The 21,887-nt window shown below is 65.8% G+C and carries 21 protein-coding genes and 1 pseudogene; 7 read left to right on the top strand and 15 right to left on the bottom strand.

The window, feature by feature from the left end; translation table 11 throughout:
- Positions 1-128: 128 nt before the first annotated feature.
- The 5 genes and pseudogenes from G3N98_RS29425 to G3N98_RS29405 all read left to right on the top strand — a co-directional run.
- Positions 129-305, top strand: a pseudogene (locus tag G3N98_RS29425) (regulator); the annotation flags it as partial.
- Positions 306-320: 15 nt separating this feature from the next.
- A complete protein-coding gene (recJ, locus tag G3N98_RS29420; RefSeq protein WP_206150129.1) occupies positions 321-2,018 on the top strand; it encodes a single-stranded-DNA-specific exonuclease RecJ in 1,698 nt (565 codons plus the stop codon).
- A 152-nt stretch (positions 2,019-2,170) separates the two neighbouring features.
- A protein-coding gene (gene prfB / locus G3N98_RS29415; RefSeq protein ID WP_111941483.1) for a peptide chain release factor 2 occupies positions 2,171-3,275 on the top strand; the annotation gives its coding sequence in 2 pieces (ribosomal slippage) (positions 2,171-2,251 and positions 2,253-3,275; 1,104 coding nt in all).
- Between the two features lie 82 nt (positions 3,276-3,357).
- Positions 3,358-4,884 carry a lysine--tRNA ligase gene (gene lysS, locus G3N98_RS29410; RefSeq protein ID WP_206150128.1) on the top strand — a complete coding sequence of 509 codons (1,527 nt, stop codon included), beginning with the start codon at positions 3,358-3,360 and terminating at the stop codon, positions 4,882-4,884.
- Positions 4,885-5,231: 347 nt separating this feature from the next.
- The gene (locus G3N98_RS29405) at positions 5,232-5,975 is read left to right on the top strand and encodes a glycine zipper 2TM domain-containing protein (RefSeq protein ID WP_089425755.1); all 744 of its coding nucleotides are present in this window, start codon (positions 5,232-5,234) and stop codon (positions 5,973-5,975) included.
- Between the two features lie 130 nt (positions 5,976-6,105).
- Here the strand turns inward: G3N98_RS29405 and iscX are convergent, their stop codons facing one another.
- From iscX to G3N98_RS29345, 12 genes are all read right to left on the bottom strand, one after another.
- A complete protein-coding gene (gene iscX, locus G3N98_RS29400) occupies positions 6,106-6,315 on the bottom strand; it encodes a Fe-S cluster assembly protein IscX (RefSeq protein WP_011352557.1) in 210 nt (69 codons plus the stop codon).
- Between the two features lie 19 nt (positions 6,316-6,334).
- Positions 6,335-6,676 (bottom strand): ISC system 2Fe-2S type ferredoxin, encoded by a 342-nt coding sequence (gene fdx / locus G3N98_RS29395; RefSeq protein WP_011352558.1) that lies wholly within the window; start codon positions 6,674-6,676, stop codon positions 6,335-6,337.
- 88 nt (positions 6,677-6,764) lie between these two features.
- Positions 6,765-8,633, bottom strand: a complete 1,869-nt coding sequence (gene hscA, locus G3N98_RS29390) for a Fe-S protein assembly chaperone HscA (protein WP_206150127.1) — start codon at positions 8,631-8,633, stop codon at positions 6,765-6,767.
- Positions 8,634-8,687: 54 nt separating this feature from the next.
- The gene (gene hscB, locus G3N98_RS29385; RefSeq protein WP_042973645.1) at positions 8,688-9,215 is read right to left on the bottom strand and encodes a Fe-S protein assembly co-chaperone HscB; all 528 of its coding nucleotides are present in this window, start codon (positions 9,213-9,215) and stop codon (positions 8,688-8,690) included.
- A 97-nt stretch (positions 9,216-9,312) separates the two neighbouring features.
- Positions 9,313-9,636, bottom strand: a complete 324-nt coding sequence (gene iscA, locus G3N98_RS29380) for an iron-sulfur cluster assembly protein IscA (protein ID WP_012492710.1) — start codon at positions 9,634-9,636, stop codon at positions 9,313-9,315.
- A gap of 64 nt (positions 9,637-9,700) precedes the next feature.
- Positions 9,701-10,108 (bottom strand): Fe-S cluster assembly scaffold IscU, encoded by a 408-nt coding sequence (iscU, locus tag G3N98_RS29375; RefSeq protein WP_089425757.1) that lies wholly within the window; start codon positions 10,106-10,108, stop codon positions 9,701-9,703.
- Positions 10,109-10,176: 68 nt separating this feature from the next.
- On the bottom strand, positions 10,177-11,400 hold the full coding sequence (locus tag G3N98_RS29370; RefSeq protein WP_046546057.1) for an IscS subfamily cysteine desulfurase: 1,224 nt from the start codon (positions 11,398-11,400) through the stop codon (positions 10,177-10,179).
- Between the two features lie 64 nt (positions 11,401-11,464).
- Positions 11,465-12,004, bottom strand: coding sequence for a Fe-S cluster assembly transcriptional regulator IscR (gene iscR / locus G3N98_RS29365; protein WP_009691731.1), 540 nt, complete (start codon positions 12,002-12,004; stop codon positions 11,465-11,467).
- Between the two features lie 114 nt (positions 12,005-12,118).
- A complete protein-coding gene (locus tag G3N98_RS29360) occupies positions 12,119-12,601 on the bottom strand; it encodes a low molecular weight protein-tyrosine-phosphatase (protein ID WP_175238562.1) in 483 nt (160 codons plus the stop codon).
- 101 nt (positions 12,602-12,702) lie between these two features.
- Positions 12,703-12,930: a hypothetical protein gene (locus G3N98_RS29355; RefSeq protein ID WP_089425760.1), complete on the bottom strand. Its 228-nt coding sequence runs from the start codon at positions 12,928-12,930 to the stop codon at positions 12,703-12,705.
- Between the two features lie 129 nt (positions 12,931-13,059).
- Positions 13,060-14,472 carry a lactate utilization protein B gene (locus tag G3N98_RS29350; protein WP_206150126.1) on the bottom strand — a complete coding sequence of 471 codons (1,413 nt, stop codon included), beginning with the start codon at positions 14,470-14,472 and terminating at the stop codon, positions 13,060-13,062.
- 34 nt (positions 14,473-14,506) lie between these two features.
- Positions 14,507-15,229: a (Fe-S)-binding protein gene (locus G3N98_RS29345; protein WP_069248359.1), complete on the bottom strand. Its 723-nt coding sequence runs from the start codon at positions 15,227-15,229 to the stop codon at positions 14,507-14,509.
- Between the two features lie 183 nt (positions 15,230-15,412).
- Here G3N98_RS29345 and G3N98_RS29340 point away from each other — a divergent pair, with 183 nt between their 5' ends.
- A complete protein-coding gene (locus tag G3N98_RS29340) occupies positions 15,413-16,222 on the top strand; it encodes an IclR family transcriptional regulator (protein WP_034183553.1) in 810 nt (269 codons plus the stop codon).
- A gap of 92 nt (positions 16,223-16,314) precedes the next feature.
- Here the strand turns inward: G3N98_RS29340 and pbpG are convergent, their stop codons facing one another.
- The gene (gene pbpG, locus G3N98_RS29335) at positions 16,315-17,481 is read right to left on the bottom strand and encodes a D-alanyl-D-alanine endopeptidase (protein ID WP_089425763.1); all 1,167 of its coding nucleotides are present in this window, start codon (positions 17,479-17,481) and stop codon (positions 16,315-16,317) included.
- Between the two features lie 653 nt (positions 17,482-18,134).
- On the opposite strand from pbpG, the gene G3N98_RS29330 reads away from it, so the two are divergent.
- On the top strand, positions 18,135-18,701 hold the full coding sequence (locus G3N98_RS29330) for a phasin family protein (protein ID WP_039364780.1): 567 nt from the start codon (positions 18,135-18,137) through the stop codon (positions 18,699-18,701).
- A 202-nt stretch (positions 18,702-18,903) separates the two neighbouring features.
- On the opposite strand, the gene lpdA is transcribed toward G3N98_RS29330, so the two are convergent.
- Positions 18,904-20,670, bottom strand: a complete 1,767-nt coding sequence (gene lpdA / locus G3N98_RS29325; protein WP_206150125.1) for a dihydrolipoyl dehydrogenase — start codon at positions 20,668-20,670, stop codon at positions 18,904-18,906.
- A 278-nt stretch (positions 20,671-20,948) separates the two neighbouring features.
- Positions 20,949-21,887, bottom strand: a 939-nt coding sequence (locus tag G3N98_RS29320; protein WP_206150123.1) for a dihydrolipoyllysine-residue acetyltransferase, incomplete at its 5' end; no start/stop codon positions are given.

Genomic DNA, 21,887 nt, shown 5'->3' with positions numbered 1-21,887 from the left:
AGGCGGATGGCCTATTTCTGGTCGAACTGCGGGCCAATACCGAATGCGAGGACTGAATGAAGGTTTCTGAACTGTGCGGCCCGAAGCTTGATTATTGGGTTGCGTGCGCCGAAGGCCTGAACCACGGACTCGCCGCGCTCGAGCGCGACTGGTTCGCGCCGGCCCTTGCCGCGCTGCAGAACGGCGAGCTCGCGAGCGTCGATTTCACGCTGTGCGGCGACACGAGTTCCTTGACGCTGCACGCGACGCGCGGCGATCTGCGCAAGTTCTGGCGCCGCCGCGCGCTGGCCTCCCTGTTCGAATAACAAAGCAGACCCCGTATGACCCGGATCGTTACCCGCCCCGTCGCGCCCGCCGACGCCGAAGTGCTCGCGCGCCACGGCCTGCATCCCGTCCTTGCGCGCCTGTACGCGTCGCGCGGCGTGCAGTCCCCCGCCGACATCGAAACCGCGCTGGCGCGACTCGTTCCGCCCACCGAGCTGAAAGGCTGCGCCGACGCTGCATCGCTGCTCGCCGACGCGATCGCCGACAAGCGGCGCCTGCTCGTCGTCGCCGACTACGACTGCGACGGTGCGACCGCATGCGCGGTCGCGGTGCGCGGCCTGCGGATGTTCGGCGCGCAGATCGACTACCTGGTGCCGAACCGATTCGAATACGGCTACGGCCTCACGCCCGAGATCGTCGAACTCGCCGCCGCGCGCAAGCCCGACCTGCTGATCACCGTCGACAACGGCATCGCGAGCGTCACGGGCGTCGAAGCCGCGAACGCGCGCGGCATCGACGTGCTCGTGACCGACCACCACCTGCCCGGCGACGCGCTGCCCGCCGCGCGCGCGATCGTCAACCCGAACCAGCCCGGCTGCGCGTTCCCGAGCAAGCACCTCGCCGGCGTCGGCGTGATGTTCTACGTGCTGCTCGCGCTGCGCGCCGAGCTGCGCCGCCGCGGCGCGTTCGCGAGCAAGGAAGCCGAGCCGCGCCTCGACGGCCTGCTCGACCTCGTCGCGCTCGGCACCGTCGCCGACGTCGTGCGGCTCGACGGCAACAATCGCGTGCTGGTCGCGCAGGGGCTGCAGCGCATCCGCAACGGCCGCATGCAGCCGGGCGTCGCCGCGCTGTTCCGCGCGGCCGCGCGCGAAGCGCGTACGGCATCGGGCTTCGACCTCGGCTTCGGCCTCGGCCCGCGCCTGAATGCCGCCGGACGGCTGTCCGACATGTCGCTCGGCATCGAGTGCCTGATCACCGACGACATCGGCCGCGCGTGGGATCTCGCGCAGCAGCTCGACGTGATGAACCGCGAACGCCGCGAGATCGAGGCCGGCATGCAGCAGCAGGCGCTCGCCGATCTCGCCGACGTCGATCCGGCCGACGCGTGCACGATCACCCTCTTCAACCCCGAGTGGCACCAGGGCGTGATCGGCATCGTCGCCGGCCGGCTCAAGGAAAAATTCCACCGCCCGTCGTTCACGTTTGCGCACGCGGACGACGAAGGCAAGCGGGTCAAGGGCTCGGGCCGCTCGATTCCCGGCTTCCACCTGCGCGACGCGCTCGACCTCGTGTCGAAACGCGAACCGGACCTGATCGTCGCGTTCGGCGGCCACGCGATGGCGGCCGGCCTCACGCTCGACACCGGGAACGTGCCGCGCTTCGCGGCCGCGTTCGAGGCCGTCGCGCGCGAATGGCTGTCCGACGACGCGCTCGCCCGCGTGATCGAGACCGACGGCGAACTCGAGGATGCGTACTTCACGCCGCAGTTCGTCGGGCTGCTCGACGAGGCCGTCTGGGGGCAAGGCTTTCCGGCCCCGCTTTTCTCCGGCGAATTCGACGTCGTGTCGCAGTCGCTCGTGAAGGAAAAGCACCTGAAGCTGCAACTGGCGCGCGGCCGCCAGCGCTTCAACGCGATCTGGTTCAACCACACGGAGCCGCTGCCGGAGAGCGCGCTGGTCGCCTACCGCCTCGTCGCGGACACGTGGAACGGCGTCACGCGCGTCCAGCTGATCGTCGAACACGCGGCCGGCTGAGCGCGGGCCGCCCGGCCCGCACTGCCCGCCGATGCATGCACGCCGCGCCGGACGGGGCCGCGGCGCGCGTGCGAGCACCGTTTGCGTCACCGGGCAACCCCGCCGATCGGCTATAATTCCGCTTTTTTACGAAGCAAGAATAGCGAACGATCATGGAAGCGGAACGTCTCAACGCGATCGAAAGCTCCCTGCTCGACCTGCGCAACCGCGCGGGCGAGCTTCGGGGGTATCTTTGACTACGACGCCAAAGCTGCGCGTCTGACCGAAGTCAACAAGGAACTCGAAGACCCGAACGTCTGGAACGATTCGAAGAACGCCCAGGCGCTCGGTCGCGAGAAGAAGCTGCTCGAGGGCGTCGTCACGACGCTCACCGCGCTCGATGGCGACCTGCGCGACGCGCTCGACCTGTTCGAGCTGGCCCGCGAGGAAGGTGACGAGGACACGCTCGTTGCGTCGGAAGAAGACGCCGCGAAGCTCGAGGCACGCGTGGGCGACATCGAGTTCCGCCGGATGTTCTCGAACCCGGCCGACCCGAACAACTGCTTCATCGACATCCAGGCCGGCGCCGGCGGCACCGAGGCGTGCGACTGGGCATCGATGCTGCTGCGCCAGTACCTGCGCTACTGCGAACGCAAGGGCTTCAAGGCCGAAGTGCTCGAAGAGTCCGACGGCGACGTCGCCGGCATCAAGAACGCGACGGTCAAGGTCTCGGGCGAATACGCGTACGGCTTCCTGCGCACCGAAACGGGCATCCACCGCCTCGTGCGCAAGTCGCCGTTCGACTCGTCGGGCGGCCGCCACACGTCGTTCTCGTCGGTGTTCGTCTACCCGGAAATCGACGATTCGATCGAAGTCGAGATCAACCCGGCCGATCTGCGCATCGACACGTACCGCGCATCGGGCGCGGGCGGTCAGCACATCAACAAGACCGACTCCGCGGTGCGGATCACGCACATGCCGACCGGTATCGTCGTGCAGTGCCAGAACGACCGCTCGCAGCACCGCAACCGCGCCGAAGCGATGGCGATGCTGAAATCGCGCCTGTACGAAGTTGAAATGCGCAAGCGCCAGGCCGAACAGGACAAGCTCGAATCGAGCAAGACCGATGTGGGCTGGGGCCACCAGATCCGTTCGTACGTGCTCGACCAGAGCCGCGTGAAGGACCTGCGCACGAACGTCGAAATGAGCAACACGCGCGCCGTCCTCGACGGCGACCTCGACGACTTCATCAGCGCGAGCCTCAAACAGGGCGTGTAAGCGCCGCGGCGCGACCCTGCCGGGTCGCGCCCCCTTGCCCTTCCCGTTTGCGTTGCCGCACCCACTCCGAATTCCGACCATCATGACCGAACCGACCCAAACGCAGCCCGCCGTCACCGCGGACGAAAACCAGATCATCGCCGAGCGCCGCGAGAAGCTGCGCGCCCTGCGCGAGCAAGGCGTCGCCTACCCGAACGATTTCCGCCCGGAACATCACGCAGCCGATCTGCAGACGAAATTCGCCGACTCGGACAAGGCCGCGCTCGAAGCGAACCCGGTCGAGGTGTCGGTCGCCGGCCGCATGATGCTCAAGCGCGTGATGGGCAAGGCAAGCTTCGCGACGGTGCAGGATGGTTCGGGCCAGATCCAGTTCTTCGTGACGCCGAACGACGTCGGCGCGGAAACCTACGACGCATTCAAGAGGTGGGACCTCGGCGACATCGTCGCCGCGCGCGGCGTGCTGTTCCGCACCAACAAGGGCGAGCTGTCGGTCCAGTGCAAGGAACTGCGCCTGCTGTCGAAGGCGCTGCGCCCGCTGCCGGACAAGTTCCACGGCCTGTCGGACCAGGAAATGCGCTACCGCCAGCGCTACGTCGACCTGATCGTCACGCCGGAAACGCGCGACACGTTCCGCGCCCGCACCAAGACGATCGCGTCGATCCGCAAGTTCATGGACAACGCCGAGTTCATGGAAGTCGAGACGCCGATGCTGCACCCGATCCCGGGCGGCGCGGCCGCGAAGCCGTTCGTCACGCATCACAACGCGCTCGACATGCAGATGTTCCTGCGCATCGCGCCGGAGCTCTACCTGAAGCGCCTGATCGTCGGCGGCTTCGAACGCGTGTTCGAAATCAACCGTAACTTCCGGAACGAAGGCGTGTCGCCGCGTCACAACCCGGAATTCACGATGATGGAGTTCTACGCCGCGTACACCGACTACCGCTGGCTGATGGACTTCACCGAGCAGCTGATCCGCCAGGCGGCGATCGATGCGCTCGGCACCGCGACGATCCAGTACCAGGGCCGCGAGCTCGATCTGGCGAAGCCGTTCCACCGCCTGACGATCACGCAGGCGATCCAGAAGTACGCGCCGGACTACACCGACGGCCAGCTGTCGGACGACGCGTTCCTGCGCACCGAACTGAAGCGCTTCGGCGTCGACGTGTCGCAGCCGGCGTTCCTGAACGCAGGCATCGGCGCGCTGCAGCTCGCGCTGTTCGAGGAAACGGCCGAAGCGCAGCTGTGGGAGCCGACCTTCATCATCGACTACCCGGTCGAGGTGTCGCCGCTCGCACGCGCATCGGATACGGTGCCGGGCATCACCGAGCGTTTCGAGCTGTTCATGACCGGCCGCGAAATCGCGAACGGCTTCTCGGAGCTGAACGATCCGGAAGACCAGGCCGCGCGCTTCAAGAAGCAGGTCGAGCAGAAGGATGCGGGCGACGAGGAAGCGATGTTCTTCGACGCCGACTACATCCGCGCGCTCGAGTACGGGATGCCTCCGACCGGCGGCTGCGGGATCGGCATCGACCGCCTCGTGATGCTGCTGACCGACAGCCCGACGATCCGCGACGTGCTGCTGTTCCCGCACCTGCGCCGCGAAGACTGATCGCTGCGCCCGCGTGTGCGCCGCGCCCTGCGGCGCGCACGCGTCAGCTTTGTAACGACGCGTAAATCCCGCCAGCCGGCGTCCGCCGGCTTTCGATCCTCCCCCGTTTTATCCCCTCGTCGCGACGGCCTTTTCCGGGTTTTCCCTGTCATGGCTGCCGATGCTCCGCTGCAATTCGTTACACCTTGATACGGCGCGCCGCTGGGCCGTGGACGACACTCCTGTTGCGTCACCACGCATGACCACGGGACCAGAACGAGGCGCCGGAACGCCGAGTCTGCTCGCTCCCGAGCGTGGGATCCTGCTCCGGCGCAGCGCGCCGATCCGGATCGACATTGGAGAACAAAATGGACAACCAGAATCAGACCACGCCGCAAAAGCAACGCCTCCACCCGCTGATCGCCACCGCGGCCGGCGCCGTCATCGTCGCCAGCCTCGCGGCGACGGCAGCGATCACGGGCGTCTTCCCGAAAGCCACCAGCAGCAACGAACAGAACGGCCAGACCCAGGCCGCGCTGATCGCGTCGCAGCCGGCGGTCGATACGGCAGCTGCCGCCAGCGCCGCGCTGGCCGCACAGGCCCAGCAGCAGGCGGCCGAACAGGCCGCCGCGCAGCAGAAGGCTGCCGAGCAGAAGGCCGCCGTCGCGCAGGCTGAACCGAAGCCCGCGCCGCGTCCGGCTGCGCCGCATCGCCGTCACACCACGGCACCGCAGCCGCCCCAATACGCGCAGCAGCCATCGGCGCCCGCGCAGTCGTACTGCCAGAGCTGCGGCACGGTCGTCGCGATCACGCAGACGCGCACGCCGGGCCAGAGTTCGGGGATCGGCGCCGTGGGCGGCGCAGCAGCCGGCGGCCTGCTCGGCAACCAGTTCGGCAACGGCAACGGCCGCACGGCGATGACGATCATCGGCGCACTGGGCGGCGGTCTCGCCGGCAACCAGGTCGAGAAGCAGGTGCGCGCGGAAACCGACTACCAGGTGCAAGTGCAGATGGAAAGCGGCGCGACGCGCACGTTCACGTACCGCAACCCGCCGCCGTTCGGCCAGGGCCAGCGCGTGCGGATCCAGAACGGCACGCTGGTCGGCGCGTGATCGCGTGACTCCCCAGCCCGCGCAACGTGCGCGGGCAAGCGGCCTGAAAACGAAAAACGGCTCGTGAGCAATCGCTCACGAGCCGTTTTTTCATTGACCGCCGTCTGCGCCGTTGCGGCGCACGCGGGGCTCAGTCTTCGTCGTCGAAGTCAGATTCGTCGATCCAGTGGGCCTGGATCGCTTCGAGGATCTTCTCGCCGGAGTGCGTCGGATCGTCGTTGAAGCCGTCGAGCTCGAGCACCCACTGGCGCAGGTCGACGAAGTTGATCCGCTGCGGGTCGATGTCCGGGTGCTTGTCCGCCAGCGCAATGGCTATTTCACGCGAATCGGTCCATTTCATCGCCTGCCTCCGGTTCCTGTCAGTGGTTTTCCTTCGCGTGGTTGATCGAGTACTTCGGAATCTCGACCACCAGGTCCGAATCTTCCTTCACGATCGCCTGGCACGACAGGCGCGACGTCGGCTCGAGGCCCCACGCCTTGTCCAGCAGATCGTCCTCGTCCTCCTCGGACGGCGTCAGATCGTTGAAGCCTTCGCGGATCACCACGTGGCACGTCGTGCACGCGCACGACTTCTCGCATGCATGCTCGATCTCGATCCCGTGTTCGAGCAGGTTGTCGCAGATACTCTTGCCAGGCGTCGCGTCGATCACCGCGCCATCCGGGCACAGTTCGACGTGAGGCAGCACCACCAGTTGAGGCATGTCCGTTCCGTCAGTCAGGGTGCGGCGCCAGGCGCCGCACGGTTCATTGTCGCGCGGGCCGTTGCCGGCCGATGCGCAGTTCGTAAGTTCAGATCTCGTCGAGCCGGCGGCCCGACAGCGCGCGCTTGATGCTCTTGTCCATCCGGCGCGCCGCGAATTCGTCGGTGCCGTCGGCCAGCGCCTTGGTCGCCGCTTCGATCGCGTTCGTATCGTCGCCTTGCGCCACCGCACTCAGCGCCGCGGCCAGCGCGTCGACTTGCGTGCGCTCGTCCGCGTCGAGCAGTTCGCCGTCGGCCGCCAGCGCGGCCTGCGTCGCCTCGAGCATCCGCTCGGCCTCGACCTGCGCTTCGCGCAGCGCGCGGGCGCGCATGTCGATTTCGGCGGTCTTGAAGCTGTCCTCGAGCATCTTCGCGATGTCGTCGTCGGCAAGACCGTACGACGGCTTCACGACGACCGACGCCTCGACGCCCGACAGCTGCTCGCGGGCGAACACCGACAGCAGCCCGTCCGCGTCGACCTGATAGGTCACGCGAATGCGTGCGGCGCCGGCCGTCATCGGCGGAATGCCGCGCAGCTCGAAGCGCGCGAGCGACCGGCAGTCGGCGACGAGCTCGCGCTCGCCCTGCACGACGTGGATCGCCATCGCGGTCTGGCCGTCCTTGAAGGTCGTGAATTCCTGCGCGCGCGCGATCGGAATCGTCGAGTTGCGCGGAATGATCTTCTCGACGAGGCCGCCCATCGTCTCGACACCGAGCGACAGCGGAATCACGTCGAGCAGCAGCCAGTCGTCGCCGGTGCCGCGATTGCCTGCGAGCAGGTCGGCCTGGATCGCCGCGCCGAGCGCGACGACCTGATCCGGATCGAGGTTCACGAGCGGCGGCTGGCCGAAATACTTCGCGACCGCGTCGCGGATCACCGGCATGCGCGTCGCGCCGCCGACGAGCACGACACCCTTGATGTCGGCCGGCGTGACCTGCGCGTCGCGCAGCGCCTTGCGGGTCGGCGTGAGCGTGCGCTGCACGAGCGGCTCGACGAGCGACGCGAACGTGTCGTGCGAGATCGTCTGCACGAGGTGCGCGCCACCCGACAGCGTGACGTCGAGCGACGCCTCCGGCGCGGACGACAGCGCTTCCTTCAGCACGCGCACACGGTCGAGCAGCAGGCGCACATCTTCGGGCGCGAGCGTCTTCGCATCGATGCCGGCTTGCGCGAGCACGTGATCGAACAGCGCATGGTCGAAATCGTCGCCGCCGAGCGCGGAATCGCCGCCCGCGGCCAGCACTTCGAACACGCCCTTCGTCAGCTTCAGGATCGACAGGTCGAACGTGCCGCCGCCGAGGTCATACACCGCATAGAGGCCTTCGGCCCCGTTGTCGAGACCGTAGGCGATCGCCGCGGCGGTCGGTTCGTTCAGCAGGCGCAGCACGTTGAGGCCCGCGAGGCGCGCGGCATCCTTGGTCGCCTGGCGTTGCGCTTCGTCGAAATACGCGGGCACCGTGATCACCGCGCCAACCAGGTCGTCGCCAAGCGAATCTTCCGCGCGATAACGCAGCGTCGCGAGAATCTCGGCCGACACTTCGACCGGGCTCTTCACGCCGTCGATGGTACGGATCTGCACCATGCCCGGCGCATCGACGAATTCGTACGGCGCATTCGCCGCGCCTTCGACCTCGGCCTTGCCGCGGCCCATGAAGCGCTTGACCGACACGATCGTGTTGCGCGGATCGGTGGCGGCCTGCTCTTTCGCCTCGTGGCCGATGCGTCGGCCGCCCTTCTCGAGATAGCGGACCACCGACGGCAGCAGCACGCGGCCCGTTTCGTCCGGCAGGACTTCAGGCACGCTGTTGCGCACGGCCGCGACGAGCGAATTCGTCGTGCCGAGATCGATCCCGACGGCGAGTCGCCGCTGATGCGGCGCCGGCGCCATGCCCGGTTCGGAAATTTGCAGTAAAGCCATCTTGGTTCGTTCGGGCGCTCGGCCCGTTTGCTGCGCGTGCCGCAAGGCACGCGGTTAAGTTTCGAGGCGCTCGATCTGCGCGCCCACTTCCGACGCGACCCGTTCGATGAACATCAGCTGGCGCACGGCCTCGGCGGCCGCCTGATCGGCGCCGCTGTCGAGCAACGTGCCGAGGCGCTCCACCCGCACGCGCCGCTCTTCGCGCAACTCGGCGAGCAGCGCGTCGAGCGCGTCGACGTTGCGGGCGGCCGCGGCATCCTCGATGCCCTCGCGCCACTCCATCTGCTGCATCAGGAACGCGGGCTCCATCGCGGTGTTGTTTTCCGCGCCGATGTCGACACCGCGCAGCGACAGCAGATACGACGCGCGCTTCAGCGGATCGCGCAGCGTGCGATACGCCTCGTTCGCGCGGGTGGCCCATTGCATCGCGATGCGCTTCTGCGCGTCGCCGGCCGCCGCGAAGCGGTCCGGGTGCACCTGCGTCTGCACCGTCCGATACGCGGCGTCGAGCGCCGTCTCGTCGAGCGCGAATTGCGCCGGCAGGTGAAACAGGTCGAAGTGGCTGTCTTTCAGCGAGACCATCGTCGCGTTCAATTCCGGTTCGTCGCGCGGCAAACGCCGCACATTAAAAAGGCGGCCCATGCCGCCTCTTGCCCGCATCGCGCGGAGACCCGCGTGGTCACACGCGGAACGATTCGCCGCAGCCGCACTCGTCCTTCACGTTCGGGTTGTTGAACTTGAACCCTTCGTTCAGGCCTTCGCGTGCGAAGTCGAGCTCGGTGCCGTCGATGTAGGCCAGGCTCTTCGGATCGACGATCACCTTCACGCCATGGCTCTCGAACACCTGATCCTCGGGAGCGAGCTCGTCGACATACTCGAGCTTGTACGCGAGCCCCGAGCACCCGGTCGTGCGAACGCCAAGCCGCAGGCCCATGCCCTTGCCGCGACGGACGAGGTATTTCTGGACGTGCTGTGCTGCTTTTTCGGTCAGTGTAATTGCCATGATGTCCTTGCCGCGGCGCGCCACCAAGGCCCGCCGCGTTCCTTCTGAAGCCGCTCGATGCCGCTCAGGCTGCTGCCTGATCGCCTGCCGTGGTGTCGTGACGCTTCTTGTAGTCGGCCACGGCTGCCTTGATCGCGTCTTCCGCGAGGATCGAGCAGTGAATCTTCACCGGCGGCAGCGCGAGTTCTTCCGCGATCTGCGTGTTCTTGATCGACAGTGCTTCGTCGAGCGTCTTGCCCTTCACCCATTCGGTGACGAGCGAGCTCGATGCGATCGCCGAACCGCAACCGTAGGTCTTGAACTTCGCGTCTTCGATCACGCCGTCCGCGCCGACGCGGATCTGCAGCTTCATCACGTCGCCGCAGGCCGGCGCGCCGACCATGCCCGTGCCGACCGTGTCGTCGTCCTTCGCGAACGAACCGACGTTGCGCGGGTTTTCGTAGTGATCCAGAACCTTGTTGCTGTAAGACATGACTCAGACTCCTTGACTCGTTACGTCTGCGTGCGCGAATCCGCCCGCGGGTATGTTCAATCCGGCGCTCAGTGTGCGGCCCATTCGATCGTCGACAGATCGATGCCTTCCTGGTGCATTTCCCAGAGCGGCGAGAGTTCGCGCAGCTTCGCGATCTTGCTGTTCAGCAGGTTGATCACGAAGTCGACTTCCTGCTCCGTCGTGAAGCGGCCGACCGTGAAGCGGATCGAGCTGTGGGCCAGCTCGTCGTTGCGGCCGAGCGCACGCAGCACGTACGACGGCTCCAGCGACGCCGACGTGCATGCGGAGCCCGACGACACCGCGACGTCCTTGATCGCCATGATCAGCGACTCGCCTTCGACGAAGTTGAAACTGATGTTGAGGTTGTGCGGGACACGACGCTCCATGTCGCCGTTCACGTACGTTTCCTCGATTTGCGACAGGCCGCGCAGCAGCTTGTCGCGCAGCATGCGGATGCGCTCGTTTTCCGTCGCCATTTCTTCACGTGCGATACGGAACGCTTCGCCCATGCCGACGATCTGGTGCGTCGCCAGCGTGCCCGAACGCATGCCGCGCTCGTGGCCGCCACCGTGCATCTGTGCTTCGATGCGCACGCGCGGCTTGCGGCGCACGTACAGCGCGCCGATGCCCTTCGGGCCGTAGGTCTTGTGCGCCGAGAACGACATCAGGTCGACCTTCAGCTTCGCGAGGTCGATCGCGACCTTGCCGGTCGACTGTGCGGCGTCGACGTGGAACACGATGCCCTTCTCGCGGCAGATCTCACCGATCGTCTCGATGTCCTGGATCACGCCGATCTCGTTGTTCACGTGCATCACCGACACGAGGATCGTGTCCGGGCGCAGTGCGGCCTTGAACACGTCGAGGTCGATCAGGCCGTCATCCTTCACGTCGAGGTAGGTGACTTCGAAACCGTCGCGCTCGAGCTCGCGGCAGGTGTCGAGCACGGCCTTGTGCTCGGTCTTCACCGTGATGATGTGCTTGCCCTTGCCCTTGTAGAAGTTCGCGGCACCCTTGATCGCGAGGTTGTCCGATTCCGTTGCGCCGGACGTCCAGATGATCTCGCGCGGATCCGCGTTCACGAGCGCGGCCACGTTCTCGCGCGCTTCCTCGACCGCACGCTCCGCGTCCCAGCCATACGCGTGGCTGCGCGACGCCGGGTTGCCGAACTGCTCGCGCAGGTACGGCACCATCTTGTCGACCACGCGCGGGTCGACCGGCGTCGTCGCGCTGTAATCCATGTAGATGGGCAGGTGGAGAGTGTCTTGGGTCATCTGTCGCTCCGGGAATTCTGTGCAGGGACTATGTGCGTTATGGGGTATGGCGGCGCCTTCGCGCTCACGAACTCGCGATGTTGAACACCGAATTGGGGCCGAGCGGCATCGTGCGAACCGGCTCGGCCGGCGCCGCAACGGGCTCCGGCGTGCGCCGGTCGCGCAGCACCGCAGGTGCGCCCTCGCGAGCGCGCTGCTGATCGACGAGATCCTGCAGCGACACCGAATCGAGGTATTCGACCATCTTCTGGTTCAGCGTCGACCATAGCTCGTGCGTCATGCAATGGCCGTCGGGCTGCTTCGAGCCGTCGCACGTGCCTTTGCCGCCGCACTGCGTGGCGTCGAGCGGTTCATCGACCGCGATGATGATGTCGGCAACGGTGACGTCCTGCGCGCGACGCGCGAGGTTGTAGCCGCCGCCCGGGCCGCGCACGGATTCGACGATTTCATGCCTGCGCAGCTTGCCGAACAGCTGTTCGAGATACGAGAGCGAAATCCGCTGGCGCTGGCTGATGCCTGCAAGCGTCACCGGGCCCTGCTCCTGGCGCAGTGCCAAGTCAATCATCGCCGTGACGGCGAAACGGCCTTTGGTGGTGAGTCTCATGGTGTCTAGGGGACTGCAATCTTGACGATTTTGGTCAAGTATAAATATTTGACGTTTTTAGTCAAGTATCCATGTCTTTGAAAGGGTATTCGCAGATCGCTGAAAACCGCGCGATCAGCGCTCCGTACGGGCCCTGAGCGTCTCCAGCAGGCCCGCGCACGCGCGCTCGACCTGATCGAGCACTTGCTCGAAGCCCTGCGTACCGCCGAAATAGGGGTCGGCCACCTCGGTTTCGGCCGAATCCGGCGCGAATTCCATCAACAGGCGCACCTTGTCGCGATGCTGCGGCGGGCAGCGGCGGCGCAGCTCCGCGAGATTCGCCTCGTCCATCGCGAGCAACAGGTCGAAGCGCTCGAAATCGGCCGCGCTCACCTGTCGCGCGCGCAGCGCCGACAGGTCATAGCCGCGGCCGCGAGCGGCCGCCTGCGCACGGGTATCGGGCGGCTCGCCGACATGCCAGTCGCCGGTGCCGGCCGAATCGATCGCGATCCGGTCCGACAGCGCGGCCGCGTCGACCTGGTGACGCATCACGCCTTCCGCGGTGGGCGAACGGCAGATGTTGCCGAGACAGACGAAACAGATCGAAACGCGGGTCATCGCACTATCGGAAAGCCGCGGCGAACCGCGTGGGAGAACAGCCCGCCATTATACAAAGGCGGCCGAAATCGCGCCGCCGCGCAAAGCGACGGCGCCATGCCTTACAGCGCCTTCGGCACGGCGAGCACGACGTCGCCGGACGCCGCCGGCAGCGGCTTCGCCGCATCGTCGACCAGCCCGAACGACACCGCACGCGCCAGCTCGGCGGATGCCTGGTGAACGGCGAGCGGGCCACGCGACGGCGCCTCGGCCATCGCATGCAGATAGGCAGCCGCGGCCAGCGGAACGACGATTGCCAGCGGCCAGTACATCGATATTGTCTTTTTCATGATGCGGACCTCCTTGACCTCGTACCCCGAAACCCAATTCCGGGGACTACAGACAGGATTCTATAGACCGCATCTATCGAGATAAATATACAAATAGCGAACGCACTGTTGTCGCCCGATGAACAGTCGTCAGCCGAGGTGGCTTTGCGACGCCGCGTACAGCTCGCGGAACGTGCGCCCGGTCGGCGTCGGCATGTCGCGTGTGTCCATCCAGCCGCCCATCATCGGCAGGCGCCGCAGCGTGCCCCCGTTGCCGCCCAGCCGCTCGAGGATGCGCACAGCGAGCTTGGTCGTCAGCGCGTACAGCATCGGCCGGCGCGCGAAGAAACCCCATGCGGCGAGCGCCGCCCGCTCGCGCCACGGCCGCAGGTGCCGCTCGACCTGCTTCTCGCGCAGCGTGCGCAACAGGTGCGACAACGGAATCCCGGCCGGGCACACGCTGTCGCATTCCCCGCAAAGTGTCGCGGCCTGCGGCAGGTCGAGTGAGCGGTCGAGCCCGACGTAGCTCGGCGTCAGCACGGATCCCATCGGCCCCGGGTACACCCAGCCGTACGCGTGGCCGCCGACCTTCTGATACACCGGGCAATGGTTCATGCATGCACCGCAACGGATGCAGCGCAGCATCTCCTGGAATTCGCCGCCGATCAGCCCCGTGCGGCCGCCGTCGACCAGCACGACATAGTTGTGCTCGGGGCCGTCCTCGTCGCCCGGCCCGCGCGGCCCGGTCAGTAGCGAGAAATAGTTCGACGTCTTCTGCCCGGTCGCGGAGCGCGGCAGCAGGCGCATCGCGGTCGCGAGATCCTCGAGCGTCGGCAGCACCTTCTCGATGCCCGTCACCGCCACATGCACGCGCGGCATCACCGTGCACATCCCCTCGTTCCCTTCGTTCGTCACGATCGCGACCGAACCGGTCTCGGCGATCACGAAGTTGCCGCCCGTCACGCCCATGTCGGCCGACATGAAATGCGGGCGCAGCACCTCGCGCGCCTCGCGCGTCATGTCCGGAATCTCGGTGAGCCGCTCGCGATGGTGCGTGCGCGCGAACAGGTCGGCGATCTCGTCCTTGTCCTTGTGCACGACGGGCGCGATGATGTGGCTCGGCGGCTCGTTGTCGTTGATCTGCAGGATGTATTCGCCGAGATCCGTCTCGATCGACTGCACGCCCATTTCCGCGAGCACGGCGTTCAGGCGCATTTCCTCCGACACCATCGACTTGGTCTTGATGACCTTCTTCACGTCGTGACGGCGCGCGATGTCGGCCACGAGCCGCGCGGCATCCTCGGTCGTTTCGGCGAACAGCACCGCCGTGCCGCGCCGCGTCGCCTCGCGCTCGAACGCCTCGAGCCACACGTCGAGGTTCTCCAGCGCGCGGTTGCGGCGATCCTTCAGCGCGGCGCGCGTGGCCGGGAAGTCGATCGCGGTCATCGCGTCGGCGCGCGCGGACACGAACTTCGTCGACAGCTTCTTCAGGTTCTGCTGCAGGCGCTGGTCGGCCAGCTTCTGGCCGGCGCGCGCCTTGAAATGCATCGATTGGACTTGCATCGCGGTATCGGGGAAAAGTGAGCGGAACCGGGCGTCAGACGTCGCCCGCCAGCACCTGCGCGACGTGCAGCACGCGCGTGTCGCGGTCGCCGGTGCGGCGCAACCGCCCTTCGATGTTCAGCATGCAGCCGAGATCGCCGAGCACGACGGCGCCCGTGCCGGACGCGCGCACGTTCGCGCATTTCTCGTCCGCGATGGCCGCCGAAATGTCGCCGTACTTGACCGCGAACGTGCCGCCGAAGCCGCAGCAGTGCTCGCAGTCCTTCATTTCGGTGACGGCGATGCCGCGCTGCGCGAGCAGCGCGCGCGGCTGCGCCTTCACGCCGAGTTCGCGCAGGCCCGAGCACGAATCGTGATAGGTGACGGGCCCCGTGAATTCGCCCGGCGCGAGCGACACCTTCGCGACGTTCGCCAGGAAATCGGTCAGTTCGTAGACTTTCTGCTGGAACCGCGTGTAGCGCCCCATCAGTTCGGGGTCGTCGCGGAACAGGTCGCCATAGTGGGCGCGAATCATCCCGCCGCACGAACCCGACGGCGCGACGACGTAATCGAACTGCTCGAACTCGCGCAGCGTCTTTTCCGCGAGATCACGCGCGAGCGCACGGTCGCCCGAGTTGTAGGCCGGCTGGCCGCAGCAAGTCTGCGCGGGCGGCACGATCACCTCGTAGCCGGCGTCGCGAATCAGCTTGAGCGCCGAAAAACCGATTTCGGGGCGCATCAGATCGACCAGGCAGGTCACGAACAAACCGACTCGCATACGTGCTCCTTCGAGAAAACGGCTCTCATTATCCGCCGTTTGGCCAGCAAGACCAACGCCGGCGCTCACGCAAGCCCGCACGGCGCGAAACGAGGATTTCCTCGAACGGCGTTCGCTTTTTTCACAATACGAGATACAATCGTTCCAACACCGCTTGACGCGTCAACCGATTTCTCCCCCGACATGAGCCAACCCACCCCGGATTCCAAAACGTCGATCCAGGTGATCGAACGCATGATGCGGTTGCTGGACGCGCTCGCCGCGCACAGCGACCCCGTCAGCCTGAAGGAGCTTGCGCAGCGGACGGAGCTGCACCCGTCGACCGCGCACCGCATCCTCAACGACATGGTGACCTGCCGTCTCGTCGACCGCTCCGATCCCGGCACGTACCGCCTCGGCATGCGGCTGCTGGAGCTCGGCAACCTCGTGAAGGCGCGCCTGTCGGTACGCGACGCGGCGCTGATGCCGATGCGCGAACTGCACCGCCTCACCGGGCAGACCGTGAACCTGTCGGTACGCCAGGGCGACGAGATCGTCTACATCGAGCGTGCGTATTCGGAGCGCTCGGGGATGCAGGTGGTCCGCGCAATCGGTGGCCGCGCGCCGCTGCACCTCACGTCGGTCGGCAAGCTGTTCCTCGCGGCCGACGAAACGTCACGCGTGCGCGCGTATGCGACGCGTACGGGGCTGTCCGGCCATACGCAGAACAGCATCACCGACATCGCGAAGCTCGAGCGCGAGCTGACGATCGTCCGCCAGCAATCGTGCGCGCGCGACAACGAGGAACTGGAGCTCGGCGTGCGCTGTATCGCGGCCGGCATCTACGACGATTCGGGCAAGCTCGTCGCGGGCCTGTCGCTGTCGGCGCCGGCCGATCGCCTCCAGGATGCGTGGCTCGGCCAGTTGAGCCGCACGGCCCTCACCATTTCGGAATCGCTCGGCTACCGGCCGGCGCCCGCGAAGGATGCGGACGGGCTGCAGCGGCAGGCGTAAGCCGCTCCCGCGCGCCCTATGAAAAAGCCCCGCGATTGCGGGGCTTTTTTTCAGCCATCGGCGCGGCGGCGAACCGCCACGCCATCGTGCGATCAGGTCCCGCCGTTCGGCGTGTTGGCCGCCGTCAGGCGCTCGCCGCCGCCGGCATCGAGCCAGTTGCGCAGGCGCGCCGCATCGGCGAAGCGCGAATACTTGCCGAACGAATCGAGCAGCACCATCACCATCGGCTTGCCGTGGATCGTCGCCTGCATCACGAGGCACTCGCCCGCTTCGTTGATGAAACCCGTCTTCTGCAGACCGATGTCCCACGAGCCATTGCCGCGAATCAGCGCGTTCGTGCTGTTGTAGACCAGGTTGCGCTTGCCCGTGTACACCTCGTAGGTGCGATCGGTCGAGAACTGACGAATCATCGGGTACTGGTACGCCGCATTGACCATCTTCACGAGATCGCGTGCGCTCGACACGTTCGAGCTCGACAGACCCGTCGAATTCTCGAAGTGCGTGTCGGTCATGCCGAGCGACTTCGCCTTCGCGTTCATCGCGGCGATGAACGCCGGACGGCCGCCCGGGTAGTAACGCGACAGCGCGGCGGCCGCGCGGTTTTCCGACGCCATCAGCGCGATGTGCAGCATGTCTTCACGCGACAGCACCGAACCGACCGACAGGCGCGAGCCCGTGCCCTTCTCGTAGTCGCGGTCTTCGTCCGTGACTTCGAGCTGGTCGGTCATCGGCGTCTTCGAGTCGAGCACGACCATCGCCGTCATCAGCTTCGAGATCGACGCGATCGGCACGACGGCGTGCGAATTCTTGTCGAACAGCGGCTCGCCCGAGTTCTGGTCGACGACGTACGCGACGCTCGAACGCAGTGCGAGCGCGTCCGGCGTGTCGTGCAGGCCGAACGCCTGGCCGACGGTCGGCCGGCGCGGCTGGAACGCGACCTTGCGGACCGCGCCGTGATGGCCGCCATGCACGTTCGACGCGAGCGTCACGCGCTTGCGCGACGCCTTCGCGCGCGGCGCGTCGGCGGCCGCGACCTTCGCGGATTTGTCGGAGCTGGCCTTGGCCGACTTCTTCTTCGCGGACGAAGCAGGAGCGACAGCCTTTTTCTTGGCGGCTTGTTGGGTCTTCGCAGTGGCGGCAAAGGCGTCAGCAGGCGCGACGGACGCGGTGGTCGCCAGCAAGGCGACTGCGACCGACACAGCCGTGCCGAGCGTCATGCTCTGCAACAATCTGCGCGGTGAAAACGATTCGGCTTTCATTGGGGTCTGGACAAAGCGGGCGGGAGGTTTCCGCAAGTGTAGTTAAAGCTGAAAAAAAGAGCAATATTAGGCACTTACCGATCGTCGTTAAACCGGAATGTAAGGGTCGGCCCACCTCTGACCAATGAACCCTCCCGCTCCCATCGAAAAAATCCATGGGACGCGCTGCCCGACAGTACCCGTCTCCCGATTACACACGGTTAATTGAGATAACGTCACTTCGGAGGCGATTTAAAGCGGGGAAACTACGTATCCGGCGCTCGGGGTGCCAGGGGCGCCGGTCTCGGCCGTGGCGGCGGCACGTCGCCACGGGACGCGCATCGAAACGGCGCGTTTTCGACAGGAACAGAAGGATAACGTTCCACAGGCCTGTCAGGTTTACCTGTGCATGATCATGGTGCGCCGCGCCTGCCCCTCGGCCGTGCGCACCATCTGGGATCGCGGCATGAAACCGATTCCGAACAGGCACGATAACTCGTTGTTTTATCGATAATTTGTCACGATTGTGCAACGCACAAAAAATACTTGACATTGGTTTTCTCTGCCCTAAAATAAGCCTCATTGCTGCGTTGCACAAAGCACGCGCATCCGAGGTTCCCCAGCGTAGTGCCCTTTACCCTGCGATCGACGCGATCGCTTTTCAGGAGCTTGACATGTCCTTGCTGACCCCCGAGCAAATCGCCGCCGCCCAGAAAGCCAACCTCGAAAGCCTGTTCGGTCTGACGACCAAGGCGTTCGAAGGCGTCGAAAAGCTGATCGAACTCAACCTGCAGGTCGTGAAGTCGACGCTGGCCGAAGGCCAGGAAAACGCGCAGCGCCTGCTGTCGGTGAAGGACGCACAGGAACTGATCGCGCTGCAAGCCAGCCTGTCGCAGCCGGTCGCGGAAAAGGTGCTGTCGTACGGCCGTCACCTGTATGAAATCGCATCGTCGACGCAAGCCGAGTTCGCGAAGGTCGCCGAAGCGCAATTCGAAGAGCAGAACAAGAAGGTCCAGGCACTCGTCGACAACGTCGCGAAGAACGCCCCGGCCGGTTCGGAAACGGCTGTCGCTGCACTGAAGTCGGCACTGAACGCTGCGAACACCACGTACGAAACGGTTCAGAAGGCCACGAAGCAAGCCGTCGAAATCGCTGAAACGAACTTCAACGCTGCTGCTGCCGTCGCAACGAAGGCTGCTACCGCCGCTGCTGCACGTCGTACGAGCAAGCCGGCCGCGTAAGCGTCCCCTGCTCCTGAAAGAGCCGCGCCCAGCGCGGCTTTTTCGTTTCTGGCGCCGGAACATGCTGGAAACGGCACGTTGCCAACCATTCTCGAACGGTCGTTTGAGCATCGGCCGCGCATAAAAGAAAACGCCGCCGCCCGGATAGCCCGGGAGGCGGCGTTTTTTCGTGGCCGGCACACTGCCGGCCGAGCCGGTCGCGTTACTTCTTGCGTTGCGGCGGCAGGTCGGTACAAACGCCTTCGTACAGCTCGGCGGCCATGCCGACCGATTCGCCGAGCGTCGGGTGCGGATGGATCGTCTTGCCGATGTCTTCCGCGTCCGCGCCCATCTCGACGGCGAGGCACACTTCGCTGATCAGGTCGCCCGCGTTCAGGCCGACGATGGCACCACCGATCACGCGATGGGTTTCCTCGTCGAAGATCAGCTTCGTGAAGCCTTCGTCACGGCCGTTCGCGATCGCGCGGCCCGATGCGGCCCACGGGAACACGGCCTTGCCGTACTTGATGCCTTCGGCCTTGCACTGGTCTTCCGTCTTGCCGGCCCACGCCACTTCCGGATCGGTGTACGCCACCGACGGGATCTGCAGTGCGTCGAAGTACGCCTTCTCGCCGTGTGCGGCTTCCGCTGCGACGTGGCCTTCATGCACGGCCTTGTGCGCGAGCATCGGCTGGCCGACGATATCGCCGATCGCGAAGATGTGCGGGACGTTCGTGCGCATCTGCTTGTCGATGTCGATGAAGCCGCGATCCGTGACCGCGACACCTGCCTTGTCGGCGCCGATCTTCTTGCCGTTCGGGCTGCGGCCCACCGCGACGAGCACGAGGTCGTAGCGCTGCGCTTCCGCCGGGGCCTTCTCGCCCTCGAACTTCACGTAGATGCCGTCTTCCTTCGCTTCCGCGCCGACCGTCTTGGTCTTCAGCATCACGTTGCCGAAGCGCTTCGCGTTGTACTTTTCCCAGACCTTCACCAGATCGCGGTCCGCGCCCATCATCAGGCCGTCCATCATTTCGACGACGTCGATCTCGGCGCCGAGCGTCGAGTAGACCGTGGCCATTTCGAGGCCGATGATGCCGCCGCCGATCACGAGCATGCGCTTCGGCAGCTGGCGCAGTTCGAGTGCGCCGGTCGAATCGACGACGCGCGGGTCTTCCGGCATGAACGGCAGCTTCACGGCCTGCGAGCCCGCGGCGATGATCGCCTGCTTGAACTTCACGACCTTCTTGCCGTTTTCGCCCTGCACTTCCATGTGGAACGGATCGACGAATGCGCCGACGCCCGTGACCACTTCGACCTTGCGTGCCTTCGCCATGCCGGCGAGGCCCGTCGTCAGCTTCTTGACGACGCCGCCCTTGAAGTCGCGCAGCTTGTCGAGATCGACTTCCGGCTTGCCGAACGTGATGCCGTGCGACGCGAGCGCCGCGGCTTCCTCGACGACGAGCGACGTATGCAGCAGCGCCTTCGACGGGATGCAGCCCACGTTCAGGCACACGCCGCCGAGCGTCGAATAGCGTTCGACGAGCACCGTCTTCATGCCGAGGTCGGCGGCGCGGAACGCGGCCGAGTAGCCGCCGGGGCCGGCGCCGAGCACGAGCATGTCGCACTCGATGTCGGCTGCACCGGCGTAGCTGCCGGCTTGCGGCGCGGGTGCCGGAGCGGCGGCGGCCGGTGCCGGCGCGGCAGCTGCGGGCTTGGCCGCTTCGGGTGCCTTTGCGGGTGCGGCGGCGCCAGCTGATGCTTCGACGATGGCGATGACCGTGCCTTGCGAGACTTTCTCGCCGGCCTTGACCTTGATTTCCTTGACGGTGCCGGCGACGTCGCTGGGCACCTCCATGGAGGCTTTATCGGATTCGAGCGTGATGAGCGTCTGCTCTTTTTCGATCACGTCGCCGGGTTTGACGTTGACTTCGATGACATCGACGCCGCTGAAATCGCCGATATCCGGAACCTTGACTTCGATGAGACTCATTACTGTCCCCTTCTTGATTAGCTGCAGACAGAGGGGGGAGAAACCCGCAAAAGAACCCAAGACTACGGCCTGACAAGAGAACGCGAACCTGGGCAGGACCACCTTTGCCGTCCGCCCAAGGACGCGCCTTTCTTTTGGTTACTTTTCTTTGGAAGACAAAGAAAAGTGACCGCCGCCCCGCGCAGGGGCGACGCTAATAGACCGTTAGCAAAACAGGTTCAACGACAGGGCGTGGATAACCAACAAGAACCCCACGCCCCCGCGAGCCCCCCCGCTCATCAAAGAATGATGCGACGGAAATCGGCGAGCAACGCGCCGAGATACGCATTGAACCGCGCGGCTTCGGCGCCATCGATCACACGATGGTCATACGACAGCGACAGCGGCAGCGTAAGCCGCGGCACGAACTGCTTGCCGTCCCACACCGGCTTCATCTGCCCGCGCGACAACCCGAGGATCGCCACTTCCGGCGCGTTGATGATCGGCGTAAAGTTCGTGCCGCCGATCCCGCCGAGCGACGAGATCGAGAAGCAACCGCCCTGCATCTGATCCGGCTTCAGCTTGCCGTCGCGCGCGGCCTTCGACAGCTCGGCCATTTCCTTCGCGATGTCGACGAGCCCCTTCTTGTCCGCATCGCGGATCACCGGCACGACGAGACCGTTCGGCGTGTCGGCGGCAAACCCGATGTGGTAGTACTGCTTGAACACGAGGTTGTCGCCGTCGAGGCTCGCGTTGAACGTCGGGAATTTCTTCAGCGCGGCGACGACCGCCTTGATCACGAACGCGAGCATCGTGAACTTCACGCCCGCCTTCTCGTGCTCCTTGTTCAGCTGCACGCGCAGTGCTTCGAGCTCGGTGATGTCCGCTTCGTCGTTGTTCGTGACGTGCGGGATCATCACCCAGTTGCGATGCAGGTTCGCGCCCGAGATCTTCTTGATGCGCGACAGCGGCTTCGCTTCGAACGGGCCGAACTTCGAGAAGTCGACCTTCGGCCACGGCAGCAGGTTCAGCTCGCCGCCGCCTGCCGGCGCGGCTGCCGCGGCCGGTGCTGCGCGCTGGCCGGTCATCACGCCCTTCACGAAGCCCGTGACGTCTTCCTTCGTAATGCGGCCCTTCGGACCCGAGCCCTGCACGCGTGCAACTTCGACGCCGAGCTCACGTGCGAACTTGCGCACCGACGGCGACGCGTGGCTCGCGCGGTATTCGCCCGACGCGCG

This window comes from Burkholderia sp. Tr-20390, from assembly GCF_017104595.1.
GTDB lineage: Bacteria > Pseudomonadota > Gammaproteobacteria > Burkholderiales > Burkholderiaceae > Burkholderia.
This window is presented reverse-complemented; position numbering and strand designations above follow the sequence as displayed.